General features: G+C 74.0%; 12 protein-coding genes. 11 read left to right on the forward strand and 1 reads right to left on the reverse strand.

Translation table 11 applies throughout. From position 1 onward, the window contains the following. Positions 1 to 374 precede the first annotated feature (374 nt). On the forward strand, positions 375 to 824 hold the full coding sequence (locus ACZ5WG_RS38140; RefSeq protein ID WP_468729246.1) for a hypothetical protein: 450 nt from the start codon (positions 375 to 377) through the stop codon (positions 822 to 824). Between the two features lie 80 nt (positions 825 to 904). Here ACZ5WG_RS38140 and ACZ5WG_RS38145 read toward each other — a convergent pair whose 3' ends face one another. Then, positions 905 to 1,714, reverse strand: a complete 810-nt coding sequence (locus ACZ5WG_RS38145; RefSeq protein WP_468729247.1) for a dienelactone hydrolase family protein — start codon at positions 1,712 to 1,714, stop codon at positions 905 to 907. A 220-nt stretch (positions 1,715 to 1,934) separates the two neighbouring features. On the opposite strand from ACZ5WG_RS38145, the gene ACZ5WG_RS38150 reads away from it, so the two are divergent. From ACZ5WG_RS38150 to ACZ5WG_RS38195, 10 genes are all read left to right on the forward strand, one after another. Next, positions 1,935 to 2,390 carry an NUDIX domain-containing protein gene (locus ACZ5WG_RS38150; protein ID WP_468729248.1) on the forward strand — a complete coding sequence of 152 codons (456 nt, stop codon included), beginning with the start codon at positions 1,935 to 1,937 and terminating at the stop codon, positions 2,388 to 2,390. 280 nt (positions 2,391 to 2,670) lie between these two features. Further along, positions 2,671 to 4,137 carry a lipase family protein gene (locus tag ACZ5WG_RS38155; protein WP_468729249.1) on the forward strand — a complete coding sequence of 489 codons (1,467 nt, stop codon included), beginning with the start codon at positions 2,671 to 2,673 and terminating at the stop codon, positions 4,135 to 4,137. A 57-nt stretch (positions 4,138 to 4,194) separates the two neighbouring features. Next, positions 4,195 to 5,682: a cytochrome P450 family protein gene (locus ACZ5WG_RS38160; protein WP_468729250.1), complete on the forward strand. Its 1,488-nt coding sequence runs from the start codon at positions 4,195 to 4,197 to the stop codon at positions 5,680 to 5,682. Positions 5,683 to 5,775: 93 nt separating this feature from the next. Next, positions 5,776 to 7,893: a SpoIIE family protein phosphatase gene (locus tag ACZ5WG_RS38165; protein WP_468729251.1), complete on the forward strand. Its 2,118-nt coding sequence runs from the start codon at positions 5,776 to 5,778 to the stop codon at positions 7,891 to 7,893. Positions 7,894 to 7,947: 54 nt separating this feature from the next. Beyond that, the gene (locus ACZ5WG_RS38170; protein ID WP_468729252.1) at positions 7,948 to 8,559 is read left to right on the forward strand and encodes a nucleoside/nucleotide kinase family protein; all 612 of its coding nucleotides are present in this window, start codon (positions 7,948 to 7,950) and stop codon (positions 8,557 to 8,559) included. A 337-nt stretch (positions 8,560 to 8,896) separates the two neighbouring features. Next, positions 8,897 to 9,475 carry an RNA polymerase sigma factor gene (locus ACZ5WG_RS38175; protein WP_468729253.1) on the forward strand — a complete coding sequence of 193 codons (579 nt, stop codon included), beginning with the start codon at positions 8,897 to 8,899 and terminating at the stop codon, positions 9,473 to 9,475. Positions 9,476 to 10,425: 950 nt separating this feature from the next. Beyond that, complete coding sequence (locus ACZ5WG_RS38180; protein ID WP_468729297.1) at positions 10,426 to 11,232, forward strand: IclR family transcriptional regulator; 807 nt, start codon at positions 10,426 to 10,428, stop codon at positions 11,230 to 11,232. 140 nt (positions 11,233 to 11,372) lie between these two features. Continuing rightward, positions 11,373 to 12,008: a hypothetical protein gene (locus tag ACZ5WG_RS38185; RefSeq protein ID WP_468729254.1), complete on the forward strand. Its 636-nt coding sequence runs from the start codon at positions 11,373 to 11,375 to the stop codon at positions 12,006 to 12,008. Between the two features lie 106 nt (positions 12,009 to 12,114). Continuing rightward, positions 12,115 to 12,366 carry a ferredoxin gene (locus tag ACZ5WG_RS38190; RefSeq protein ID WP_468729298.1) on the forward strand — a complete coding sequence of 84 codons (252 nt, stop codon included), beginning with the start codon at positions 12,115 to 12,117 and terminating at the stop codon, positions 12,364 to 12,366. Then, positions 12,359 to 13,750, forward strand: a complete 1,392-nt coding sequence (locus ACZ5WG_RS38195) for an NAD(P)/FAD-dependent oxidoreductase (RefSeq protein WP_468729255.1) — start codon at positions 12,359 to 12,361, stop codon at positions 13,748 to 13,750. The genes ACZ5WG_RS38190 and ACZ5WG_RS38195 overlap by 8 nt, the downstream gene beginning before the upstream one ends. The last annotated feature ends 11 nt before the right edge of the window (positions 13,751 to 13,761 follow it).

A 13,761-nucleotide genomic window follows, 5' to 3' on the forward strand; every position in this document is an offset into this window, starting at 1 on the left:
AGGTTCGCGCGAGGGGTATGGGGGAATCCGCGGACCGGGACTCGACCGACGCACGCTCGGCCCCGGAGCTGCTCAGGGGTCTCTTCCGGCCACTGACGCGCGCACGGCAGCACCGACCCCGGAGCGCAGGTGCGCGGCGCGGGGTGGATGCTGTGGACGAGGCGCCCGACTCCTGCGTGACCGGGCCCGGACCGCATCGAACGGACCTGAACTCCCCTGGGATCAACGGTCGTTGCGTACCCCCGTGACGTGCCCGGCGGAGGCAAGTGGAGGGAGGCGGCGGCGGGTTGGCGGATGGCCGAAGAACGCCGTGCACCCACCGCGAGCTCCCTACACTGCGAAGGGACGCGGCCGTCCGGGAAAGGGCGGGGAACATGATCGAGCACCATGCGGCAGACCCGGGGGACGGCCAGGAGGGCGATGTTCTGGGCCTCTACCTCGAGGTCCTGCGAGCGCGCCTGAACGGGGACCGGTTCGAGCTGCTCATCAGGGCCGTCCAGGCCACCTGCGCACTGCTGGCCGACGGACGGGAGGCAGTCCTGGAGGTGCCGGGCGACACCGATCTCGCCCCCGATCTCCAGCGCGAGTACCTGTCCCTCATGGCGGTCATGATCACGGGCCACCTCGACCACCGCCTCGTCGAACTGGCCGCCCCCGACGGCGGCAAGGGCTGGGCGGTCGTGGACAACACCCGCCCCCACCAGCAGCACGCGCCGTCGGTGGCCTTACCGCCCTGCGATGCGGCCGAGCAGGCCTGGATCGCCCAGGAGCTCGAAGGCATCGCCCGCGCCACCGACGACCCGGACGGCACACGCGGCGGCTGACGCACGTCCGGACCCCCGGCCGGGGCCGTCCGTAACGGCAGCGCACCAACGGCTCGTCAGTGTTCAGGCGTTCCGTCCGGTCAGCCGCCCAGCCGGTCGTGCAGGAACGCCGTGACGTCCGCCCGGGCCTTCAAAGCGGGGTGGTCCGCCGGGGTTTCGCGGACCTCCAGGGTCAGGACCGCGTGGGCCAGGCGGCCGAAGCCGTCGCCGTTGTCCGGGGCGGAGCTGAGCCGGATGACCTTGAAGGCGTCTCCGAGCCGGGAGCGCAGGGTGTCGAAGCGCTCCTCAGGCGCCATCCAGTCCCCGCTGAAGCGAAGCCCCATGACGCAGAGGCCGTTGTTGCGCGTACGGTCGACGACGCGCTGGAGCTCGTCCTCGGAGACACCGGCGTCCGCGCGCTGCGCGGCGGTCAGGGCGATCGGGGCCGAGGGCTGGCTCATGACGGGGGCCAGGACGGAGTCGTCCACGGCGGCGGCCAGGGCGAAACCGCCCGTGAAGCAGAGGCCGATGACGCCGACCCCCGCGGCGGGGGTACGGGCCGCGAGGTCGCGGGTGAGGGCCCGGAGGTAGTCGGCGACGGGCCGGCGGGCGTTCGTGGCGAAGGCCCGGAACTCCGCGGACACGCAGATGCGGGCGAATACGGCCGCGGTCCGGGCGACGGAGACGGGCTTGCCCGGCGTGCCGAACAGCGACGGCATCACGACGGTGAACCCCTCGCCCACCAGGTGCTCGGCGAGGCCGAGCACCTCGGGCGTGATGCCGGGCAGCTCCGGAAGGAGCACCACGCCGGGGCCCTCGCCCTTCTCGAAGCAGTCGTACGTGAGCCCCTCGGCGGAGAAGGGAGCCCGGCGCCATCCGGCGAGGGTGGCGGTCGGTGCGGTGCCTGTCATTGCTCCTGCTTTCGGTCGGCGTCGAGGGGTGGCCGGGTCCTGGCGTCGGCAGCCGACTGTACGCCGCGTCCATGCCAAGCAAGTCGCCGGAGGTCGGACCCGTCCGGGTGCTCTCCGGCGGATCCGCCCCGGCGGCAGGCCGGTTCACCGCTACGGTCCCCCCGTCGACACCCCGACCGCATCGGCCCGGTGGCCGGTCCCGACCCCCGGAGGAGACACGGTGACGCCGCATGCAGAGGAACGTAAGGCAGCCGGCCGGGCCGCCGACGAGGACCGGTACGGCACGCTCGTGGTCGTCACCAACGACGCCGGGCACGTGCTGATGCACCTGCGGGACGACCTGCCCGGCATCTGGGCGCCTGGCACCTGGGCCCCGCTGGGCGGCGGCGCCGAGCCGCAGGACGCCGACCCGCGGGCCACGGGCCTGCGGGAGCTGGGCGAAGAGGTCGGCCTCACCGACGTGGAGTTGACGCACATGTTCTGCGTCGACCCCGACGGCTACCCCGTCCACGTCTTCCACGGTCACTGGGACGGCGACCCGGCCGGCCTGACCCTCACCGAGGGGCAGGCCCTCGCGTTCATCGCGCCGGGCGACTTCGGCAGGATCCCGATGAGTCCCTCCGTGCTGGCCGACACCGAGCGTGTCCTCGAGCTCATCGCGCCGCCCCTCACCTGACCTGTGGCGGAGGCCGCTGGCAGGGTGCGTCAACAGGGCGGGGGCGGTGTCATCCTTCCGTGCGCGGCCAACCCCGTCGGGTGAACCGGGCGCCTGCCGGATCCGCCGTCGCCCCCGCGGACAGGGGCCCGCGAGGGGGTCCGGGCCGTCGGCCGCACGGCGGCTGACGGGCGGAAACGAGGGTCCGGACGCGCGGAAGGGATCACATTCGGTGCCACCATTCCCCCGCACACAGCGGGCAAGGCTGCGAAGCCGTTGCACAGGGATGAGAGGTAGGAAAGTGGCGCCTCAGGTGGTCGACGAAACGGCTCAGCGTCTCCCCACGCGGCAGGGTCCGGATGCCGCCGACCAGAGCGTGCCCCCGGCCGCACCCGCTCCGGCCGCTCCGGGACCGGCCCCGGAGCGGATCGACTCCGAGCTCCTCATCGCGGCGTCGGTCCTGCTCGCGGACGCGGCCCTGACGGCCAAGCAGTCCGGCGCGGAGCTGACCGGAGCCCTGTTCAGCTGGCGGTTCGGGCTGGAGGCGCTGCGGCGCCCCGGCTGGGCGCTCGGTACGGCCGCCTCCTGCGCCCAGGCGCTGACCGCTCCCACCGGGCTCGGATTCGGGGCCAACGGCGGCCTGATCGGCGAACTCGCCCGGATGGCCGGGAGCATGACGTACCGCCGCCCCGCCAAGGTGGCCATGGCCGTCGACGCCTTCGCCCTGCGGATCAAGGCGGCCGCGGCCGATCATCCGGGCCTCGACTCGCCGGCCGCACGCCGCTTCACCGACGCCATGGTGGCCGGGAACCGGCTGGAGGCACTGCGGGCGATGTACGGGCTGATCGAGCTGCTGGGCGTGACCCGCGCCCTGACCACGGTGAGCCCCGTGATCATGGAGCTGATGGCCCTGCTCGGCATGCTCGACGAGAACCCGGTCAACGACGACTTCTCGTGGGTGACGCTCGCCGGGGGCGTGCCGACCACCGACCCGTTCCTGGGACTGCCGAGTTCGGTCCTCAGGTTCCTCAACCCCGGCCCCGGCCGCGCCGAACGCACCGAGCCCGACCCGATCCTCGCGAAGGTGCTCGCCACCTCCCGCAACGACATCGTCAGCTACGTGGGCGACATCGGGGCCCTCGGCAACCACGGGCTGGTGCTGCTGCGCCGCGTCGCGTGCGCCGACGGCGCCGTACGGTACGTGCTCCTGCTGCCCGGCACGAGCTTCGGCCTGCTGAGCAACAGCACCCCGCAGGACCTCGTCGGCGCGTTCGACGGACTGCTGCGCACCGACACGACGTACACCCGGGCCGCGAAGAAGCTGCTCCGGCGGGCCGGGCTGCCCACCGGCGCGGACCTGATGATCGTCGGGCACAGTCTGGGCGGGATGACCGCCATGAACCTCGCGAGCGACGTGGAGGTCTCCTCCACCTACCGGGTCACGCACGTGGTCGCGATCGGCTCCCCGATCGACAGCAAGCGGCCCGCCGACCACACCACGCAGGTGATCAGCCTCGTCAACAAACACGACGTGATCCCGGGGCTGGACGGGCGCGGACCGGCCTCGCCCCACGACGTCCCCGGCACCTGGGTCGAACTGGCCTGGCTCGACGAGTCGTACGACTACCCGCTGTCGCACGCCCCGCAGGCGTACTCCGACGCGCTGCGCGGGGAGTTCACCCACTACCGGGAGCAGGTCAACAAGCTGATCGGCGCATACGACGGCGAAGTCGTCGGCAACCAGCCGTACATGCTGCGCGACAAGTGACGGCAAGTGACCTCAGTGATCACAAGTGACCCAAGGGACCACAAGGGAGACCGACCGATGACCACTGCCGACCACCCGGCCACCACGGCACGACGTCCCGCGACGGCCTGGCCCCTGGAGAACGCCGTGTTCAGCGCGGCGATGGTCGCCCAGCGCCTGCCGTGGGTGGACGCCCCGGCCCGCGCCCTGGGGCTGGACGCACTGACCCGGGAAGGGGTGACGCGCCGGCTGCTGGCGTTCCTGCGGCACACCCGATCCGGACGGCCGGTGCAGCTGCGCACCCCGTTCGGGCCCTTCCTGCTGCCGCTGGCCGCGGCAGACGCCGCGGGCCTGCTCGCCGGGGCGGACGAGGCGGGTGCGCTCGCACCCGCGGTCGGCCTCACGGCCGGCGGGCAGCGGTACGGGCTGTCGCCGCACGTGCCGCTGCCCCGGGACGCGGCGGTTCCCGCCGCCGAGCTGGGCGCCCTGCTGGCCGAGGACGTGGACCGGGTGATCGGGGCCCGGCGCGGGGACGGCACGCTGGAGTGGCACGACTGGCAGCGCGGCATGCAGCGGCTGAGCCGGCGCGTGGTGGCGGGCGCCGCAGCCGTCGAGGACACGCTGCTCGGCGAGGTGCTCGCGGCGGCGACCGCGGCTGCGGGCAGCAGGTCGTACGAGCGCCGGGCCGAGGCGCTGCGGCGCCGGCTGGCCCCGTACCTGGCCGACCCGGACCCCGCCTCGCTGGCGGGCCGGATGACGGCGCAGGGCGCGGGCCACAAGGGCACCGAGCCGGAGGCCGCCGTACCGGCCGTCGCCCACGCGCTCGCGCTGGTGTCGGAGGCCGCCGCCGGGACGGTGCTCCAGGCGCTGGCCCTGATCGCCGTGGGCGCCGCGGCATCCCCGGAGGCGGCCGTGGGCGAGGCGCTCCGCCGCTGGCCGCCGGTGGCCGCGGCCGTCTACCCCGTACGGGCCGACTTCGTATGGCAGGACCTCGCGGTCGAGGCCGGGACCGAGATCCTGCGGGTGCCCGGCTGGCTGCGCCGCCTGGACGGCGAGGGCAGCCCGGAGCCGGGGACGCCGGCGACGGCGCTGGCCTCGGGGATGCCGCCGCTGTGCGGGGCACCGACCGGATGCGCGGCGACGCGGTTCGCGGCGCTCGTCGCCGAGCAGATCGTACGGGCCGTCACGGAGGCGGCCCGCCCGGTGGTCATCGCCCCGCAGTTCACCGCGGACCGGCTGCCGGACACGCTCGATCCGCGGACGCTGGTCGTGGCGCTCGAGGACCTCGCCGCCCGGCCGGGCGACGGGCGAGTGACGGTCGGCATGCCGACGGCGGTGCCGGTCTCGGCGTTCGGCTACGCCCCGGCGGCGTACGGAGTCCTGGCGCACGCCAGCGCCGACCGGCTGGAGCGCCACGCGGAGAGCCTCGCGGCCTGCGCCGGGAACAGCGGTTGGAGCACCGACGAGGAGGGGGAGCGGTTCCGCATGACCCTGCTGGGCCACGCCGAGCGCTGTGCGACGGCGGCGGACGGGGTACGGCGGGCTGCCAGGCGGCTGACGGACTGAGGCGGATCTCCGAGCCGCCGCCACCCCGCGCCCCCGGCCACGCCGGGAAGCGGTCCCGGGCCGCCAGGGCGACCATGGGGGTGTGGAGGCCGGATGAACGAGCAGACGCCGATCGAGGATCTGATCAGCGGCGCCGCCCAGGACGCCGGCGGGTGGCTCGGCTCGCTGACCGTGGCGCAGCTCGCCACCAGCGCGGACGGCACGATCGTCCGCTGGAACCGCGCGGCGCAGGAACTGCTCGGCTACACCCCGCCACAGATCGTCGGCCGGCACATCGCCGACCTCCTCCACCCCGGAGCCGACCGCAGCCTCGGCCGTGCGCTGTGGGAGACCGCGGTCACCGGGCGCGGGGTGATGGGTACCGTGACGGCCTGGCACCAGGACGGGCACCCGCTGGAGCTGGAGATCTGGGCCAGCCCGGTGCCCGGCCGGCGCCACGGGGCCTCCGCGGTCCTGGTCTTCGCCGCCGACGCCCACGCGGCCCGCCGGATCCGGGGATCGTCGGCGGTCTGGGACGGGCTGTTCGCCCGCTCGCCCGTCGGCATCGCCATCCTCGACACGCAACTGCGATTCCTCCAGGTCAACCCGGCGCTGGAGGCGATGAACGGCCTCTCGGAGTCCTCGCACGTGGGACGCCGCCTCGCACAGGTCCTGCCAGAGGTGAACGCGGAGGACATGGAGGACGCGATGCGGCTGGTCCTGGCCACCGGGGAGCCGATGCTGGACCGCCGCCGCACCGGCCGTACCCCGGCCGACCCGGTCCACGACCGGGTGTGGTCGTGCTCGTACGTCCGGGTGGAGGACCCCGGCGGCCGGCCGATCGGCGTGATCGCCTCCCTGCTCGACATCACCGAGCAGCAGCACGACCACGTCGAGGCCGAGGCGGGCCGCCGCAGGCTGGCCCTGCTCAGCGAGGCCAGCGTCCGCATCGGCGCCAGCCTCGAGCTGGAGCGCACCGCGCAGGAGCTGGCGGACCTCGCCGTACCGCAGCTCGCCGACGCCGCCACCGTGGACGTACTGGACACCCTCGCCCGCGGTGACGAGCCCGGCCCGGGGCTGGCCGGGGGCGTGGCGCTGCGGCGCCTGGGCAAGGCCCCGCTGACCGGCTCCGCCGTGATCGGCATCCTCGCCCCCCTGGGCAGGACCCTCGTCTTCCCGGTGGCCGCCCCCTACACCCAGGCCCTCGCCGCCCGCCGGCCCTTCCTGATCGCCCACCTCGACGAGCAGGTCATCGCCTCCGCCGCCCGGCACACGAGCAGACCCGCACAGCTCCTGCCCATCGGAGTGCACTCGTTCATGATGGCGCCGCTGATCGCCCGGGACCTCGTACTCGGCGTCGCCACCTTCTACCGCACCAGCCCCGTCGGCCCCTTCGGGCCCGACGACGTCACCCTCGCCGGCGAGCTCACCGCCCGCGCGGCCATCAGCATCGACAATGCGCGCCTCTACCACCGCGAACACGAGACCGCCGTCATCCTGCAACGCAGCATGCTGCCCCAGCACATCACCCCGCCGCCCGGCATCGAGGTCGCCCACCGCTACCTGCCGGCCAGCGACGTCAACGAGATCGGCGGCGACTGGTACGACGTCCTGCACCTTCCCGGGGGCAAGGCCGCCCTCCTCATCGGCGACGTCATGGGCCACGGCATCGCGGCCGCGGCGGTCATGGGACGGCTCTCCGCCAGTGTGCGCGCCCTGGCCCGGCTCGACCTCGCCCCCGAGGCCCTGATGCACCAGCTGGAGGCGACCCTTGACGACCTCGCCGAGCCGATGATCGCCACCTTCCTGTACGCCGTGGTCGATCCGGAGACCGGCCACTGCCGGATCACCCGCGCCGGGCATCCGCCGCCCGTGGCCGTGGATCCCGACGGCACGGTCCACCTCCTCGACCTGCCGCCGGGCACCCCGCTGGGGGTCGGCGGCACCACCTTCACCACCACCGACCTGACCCTCGCGCCGGGCAGCCTGCTCGTCCTGTACACCGACGGCCTCGTCGAAGCCCGCGGCAGCGACATCGACGAGCGCCTGGCCGAACTCACCCGCCTGCTCGCCGAACCCCAGCGCTCGCTGGACCACCTGTGCGACTCGCTGATCACCCACCTGGTCCCGGCCTCCGCCGACGACGACATCGCCCTGCTCGTCGCCCGGATCGGTACCGACCCCCACACGCCCCCGCACCAGACTCCGCCTCCGCCTCCGGCCGGAGCCTGAGCGGCACCCGGCACCCGGCACCCGCCACCCGCAAGGCCCGGGCAGGATGGGCGGATGGATTTCACCGAACTGGAGCGGCGCGCCCGCGCGCTCGCGGCGTCGGGCACCCGTCGGATCCTCGGCATCGCCGGGCCGCCCGGAGCCGGCAAGTCGACCCTGGCGGCCCGCCTCGCGGACGTGCTGGGCCCCGAACTGGCCGTGGTCGTACCGATGGACGGGTTCCACCTCGCCCAGGCCGAACTGGAGCGGCTGGGCCGGGCCGACCGCAAGGGAGCGCCGGACACCTTCGACGCCGCCGGGTACGCGGCGCTGCTCAGCCGGCTGCGCACACCCGCGGCCACCGCCGTCTACGCACCGGCTTTCGACCGCTCGCTGGAGGAGCCGGTCGCGGGGAGCATCCCGGTGGACCCGGCGGCGCGCCTGGTGATCACCGAGGGCAACTACCTGCTGTACGAGGCGGGGGAGTGGGCGGCGGTACGGGCGCTCCTCGACGAGGTCTGGTTCCTCGCACCCGACGACACCGTGCGCGTCCGGCGGCTGGTCGACCGTCACGTCCGCCACGGGAAGGCACCGGCCCACGCCGAGGAGTGGGTGACGCGCTCGGACGAGGCGAACGCCCGGCTGATCGCCGCGGGGCGGACCCGGGCCGACCTGGTGGTGGAGTAGGGGCGTACACGGCGGCAAGGGGGGCGCGCAGCGGAGCAGATGCGCCATTTCCCGAAAGATTTCCGTCGACAGCCGTGCACATTCGGGCGTCTTTTCCGATGGGGTGGTGTTGGGGGAGCAGCCGGTCCGGCCGGCTGCTGGATGTGGGGGGCAGGCATGCCCGTTCCGTTCTTTTCACCGGAAGGCTTCCCGCCGACGTGAATCCTGTCCAGACCGTCACTCCCGTGCTGATACTCGTCGCTTTCGATGCCGTCAGGAGACACCCACTCCACCCGGGTGCGAGGACCCGGGCCGCGACCGCTCGTACCGGCCACGACCGGCATCCCTGGAGGAGCGCATGAGCGAGGGCGAGTTCGACCCGTCCGGGGACCGGGCGGTCTCCAGCGAGCTGGCCGGCGTCCTGCCGGTGGAGTTCAGCGCGTTCCACTCCCAGCACCACCGCGCCTACCTGCGCTACGCACATCTGCAACTGGGCTCCCGCGAGGACGCCGAGGACGTCGTCGACGACGTGTTCACGTTCCTGCTGAAGGTGTGGCGCCAGGCGCTCAAGGAGGCGAGCCTGCACGGCTTCGCCTGGGCGGTGCTGCGGGAACACGTCGCTCGCAGGCTGGCGGTTCTGGGCCGGCCCGCGGCGATGGTGGAAACGGCCTGGTTCGCCGCCCTGCGCCGCGCCTCCCGGCAGCGCATGGAACTGCTGGAGTCCAAGCTCGGCCTGTACGCGGCGATCGCGTGCCTGCCCGAACGGCACTACGACGTGGTCCTGCTGGCCTTCCTGCTGGGGTACGACAGCGGAGCCGTGGGCCGGATGATGGGGATCTCCCCCGCGACGGTCCGTTCGCACATTCGAGGTGCAAGCCGAATCCTGTCCCAGAAACTCGGGGCGGACTGGGCTCCTGGAGAGGAGAAGGGCCAGTGAGCGACATGACCGCCGACGGCGACGCCGTGCCGGGGGAGGAGCTGGCGGCGGCACTGGAGCAGGCACAGGTGCTGATGGAGGAGTACGCCGGCTACGACGAGGACGCCGCCCGGCGGCGCATCGCCCGCAGAATCGCGGCGGACCGGGCCCGCTCGGCGACCGGTGCCGCCCGCCGGGGCGGCTTCCCGGCACCGGCCTCCCCCGCCGGACCCGCGCCCCTGCCCACGCCGGTGCCCACCCCGGCGGACGACCTCGTACTGGACGCGGCCTGCCACGCGCGGGCGGCACGGATGCTGGACGACCTGGCCTGGTCCCTCGCGGAGAGCCGGTCCTTCGCCGAACTCGCCCTGGCCGCCGGAACCTGGCCCCACGGTGCGGAACCGGCGCTGCTGTTCGGCTGCCTCCTGCACCTGGCCGACCGGATGGAGGGCGCCCAGTTCTGGTTCCAGTACGCGGCGGGAGCCGGCTCGAGGACCGCTGCCCGCCTGCTCCACCTCCACCACCTCGCACGCGCCGAGGTGGCCACCGCCCGGCACTGGAAGGCGCTGGCCGAGGTACTGCCGCCGGACGAGGGTCTGCCGCACCTGCCGGAGATCCCGGAGAACCTGGAAGAGGCCCTCGACGCCTCGGTCATCTGGACCTCGCCGCCGATCACCACCCAGGACCTCACCGCCCTCACGGCGGTACGGGGCCACGGCGGGCGGCCCCCCTACCGGATCCCCGCCCGGCTGCGCCGTGCCGTGACCGCCCGGAGCTGGACCGACGACCACGATCTGGGCGAGGTGTTCCTCCTCGGCCCGCAGGTGGCGGTGGCGGTGGCCCAGCACGCACGGCTGAACCTCCTGCACCTGACGGACGAGGCGAACGCCTGGGCGTTCGAGGCCCTCAGGCAGCCGCAGCCGGCGCAGTCCGGCCGCAGCCGCGCCGAAGCGCGGCCGGCTCCGGTCGCGATGGAGGCCGTCCACCGGGCGCTGCGCGTCCTGGAGGTCGTCAACCGCTACTCGGGGGGTGTGAGCCTCGCGCAGATCGCCCGGGAGACGCGGTTGCCGCAGCTGGTGCTGGCCCGGGTGATGGAGCAGCTGGTACGGGCGAACCTGGCGGCCCCGACCGGCCCCGGCGCGTACATCGCGGGCCGCGCGCTCTTACTGACCGAGGCGGCGTCCGGTGACGGGCGCGGACACCTGCAGGAGACGCTCGCCTGGGTGCGGGACGCCGTCGGCGCCGCCGTCTACGTGGCCCGCTACACCGACGGCGAGGTGTGCATCACCCAGTACGCCGACGGTCCCGCGACACCGCTCGTGGAGGAGTGGGTCGACTTCCGGGCCGCCGCCCACGCCTCGGCCGTCGGCAAGGCCCTGCTGGCCCAGCTCGGTCCCGACGGCCGCAAGGACCACCTGTCACGGCACCGGGCGGAGCGGTTCACCGCCCACACCCTCACCCGTCAGGAGGACCTCTTCCGGCAGCTCGACACCCGCCGGCCGGGCGCCCCCCTCCTGGACCTGCAGGAGTACGCCCTGGGCACGGTCTGCGCGGCCGTCCCGATCACCTCGGGCCCCAACGCGGAATGCCTGGCCCTGTCCATTCCGGCCCCTGACCCGCACCGCCTGGTGCAGGCCGCCCGGATCCTGCAGAGCGAGGCCGCGGCCGTCCTGCTCGCGCTCATCGTGGCCGGCACCGGCCCGGGCGCACCCCGGACGGCGCCGCAGCAGGAGGAGGGAACGGGCGAGCCGGAGAGCATCCTGATCACGGCCACGTAGCCGGCCGTCCGGGACCCGGGGCAGGTGCCGCTGCACACCTGGGGCGGCCCCCGCCCCGGATCCCGCAGGCCGGGACCGCTCCGTCACCCGACCGCGCCGTCCCGCTGGCACGCGGGCCCGGCGGGCGGCTTGCTGGAGCCATGACACAGGGAGCACCCGGGGTGACCGGGGAGAAGAACCTGAGCACCCCCAAGGCCGCAGGCCTTGCCGGGGTCGTCTTCGCCGTCCTGCTCGCGGCGGCGATGGTGCTCGCACGGCTGGCACTGCCCGAAGGCGCCGGCGGCGACCAGGTGGAGATCGCCCCGGGCCGACGGGGGGAGCTGAGCTGGGCGATGGAGCTCGTCCCGTTCGCCGGCATCGCCTTCCTGTGGTTCATGGGCGCGCTGCGCGAGCACACCGGGGACGCCGAGGACCGGTTCATCGCCACCGTCTTCCTCGGCAGCGGACTGGTCTTCGTCGCCTGCCTCTTCGCTGCCGTCGCGGCCGCCGGAACCGTGCTCGACGCCGAAGACCCCACGGGCTTCGGCCGGCATTTCGCGTACACGCTGCTCACGACGTACGGGATGCGGATGGCGGCCGTCTTCGTCCTCGCGACCTCGGCCATCGGACGCAAGCTCGGGGTCTTCCCCAGGCCGCTCGTCATGATCGGGACCCTGACGGGACTGCTCCTGCTGGTGGTCGGCTCCAGCCTGCCCTGGTCCGAGCTCGTCTTCCCGGCCTGGGCCCTGCTCGTGAGCCTGTACATCCTGCGCGCCGCCCGCCGCCGCACCCCGTGACACCTGTCCGGCCGTCACTCCAACGGCCTCGCCGGACGGGCCCTCCCGGCTCGTGCGCCGCACGCTGGCCGGGGAGTCGGAGGGCCAACGAAAGGACTGGACCTTGCTGAGGCTTGTCGTCGATCTCAACCGGTGCCAGGGATACGCGCAGTGCGCCTTCCTCGCACCCGACGTCTTCGCGATGCACGGAGACGAGGGCCTGCTCTACGACCCGCAGGCGGAGGACGCCCACCGCGAGCGGGTGGCCCAGGCGGTCGCCGCCTGTCCCGTCCAGGCCATCCTCGTGGACGAACTGGACATGGCCGCGGCCGCGCCCGGCGCCCCCGGCGCCGGCAGCGGGGAGGCATCCGATGGCTGACGCAGCTCTGGACCGCCTCAAGGCGGACGGCCGGATCGTCGTCGTCGGAGCCTCGCTCGCCGGTCTGCGCGGCGCCGAGACCCTGCGCGACAAGGGCTTCAAGGGCTCGCTGACCATGATCGGCGACGAGCCGTACGAGCCGTACGACCGACCGCCCCTGTCGAAGCAGGCCCTGCTCGGCAAGGGCACGGCAGAGCGCACCGCGCTGCCCCGCCGCCGCGAGATCGACGCGGAGTGGCGCCTCGGCGTACCGGCCGGCGGCCTGGACATGGCGGCCAAGCGGGTCAAGCTGGCCGACGGCGACGAGGTGCCGTACGACCGGCTGCTGATCGCCACCGGTGTACGGGCCCGGCCCTGGCCGAACCCGGCCGAGGCAGAGCTCGACGGCGTCTTCGTCCTGCGGACCCGTGACGACGGCGCGGCCCTGGCCCGGCGGCTCGACGCCGGCCCCCGCCGGGTCCTGGTCATCGGCGCCGGGTTCACCGGCTCCGAGATCGCCTCGGCCTGCCGCGAGCGCGGACTCGAGGTCACCGTGGCCGAACGCGGCGACGCGCCCCTCGTCGGCGCCCTGGGCGGGGTCATCGGCGCGGTCGCCGCCGAACTGCAGCGGGAGAACGGCGTCGACCTGCGCACCGGCGTCATGGTCACCGGTCTCGAAGGCGACACCACCGGACGGGTCCGCGCCGCGCACTTCTCCGACGGCACGTCCCTGGAGTGCGACGTCGTGGTCGTCTCGCTCGGCGCCCAGCGCAACACCGAGTGGCTGACCGGCTCGGGGCTCGGCGCCGGCCCGCGCGGCATCGCCTGCGACGCCGGCTGCCGGGCCTTCGACATCCGCGGCATCGTCACCGACGACATCTTCGTGGCGGGCGACGTCGCCCGCTCCCCGCACCCGCTGTTCGGCTACCAGTTCCTGTCGCTGGAGCACTGGGGCAACGCCGTCTCCCAGGCCGAGACCGCGGCCCACAACATGCTCAGCGAGAGCACCGAGCGCCGCCCCCACATCTGGGTGCCGGCCTTCTGGTCCACCCAGTTCGGGGTGAACATCAAGTCGGTCGGCGTGCCCTCGATGGGGACCGAGATCCTGATCGCCCAGGGCTCGCGAGCCGAGCGCCGCTTCACCGGCGTCTACGGCTACCAGGGCCGCGTCATCGGGGCGGTCACCTTCGACAACTCGCGCTGGCTGCAGTTCTACGAGCAGCAGATCGAGGCCACGGCCCCGTTCCCGCCGCCGTTCCCCACGGTCGACCGGCGCCCGGAAGGGCAGAAGCCCCTCCCCGCGGACTTCCCCGACCCGTCCGTCCCCACGCACGGACCGACCATCACCCTCAGCGGATATTCGCCGACCGACCGGCGGATGACGTTCACCCCCGCCGGGCACTGACCCGCACGCCC

The organism is Streptomyces sp. NPDC032745 (assembly GCF_055579465.1).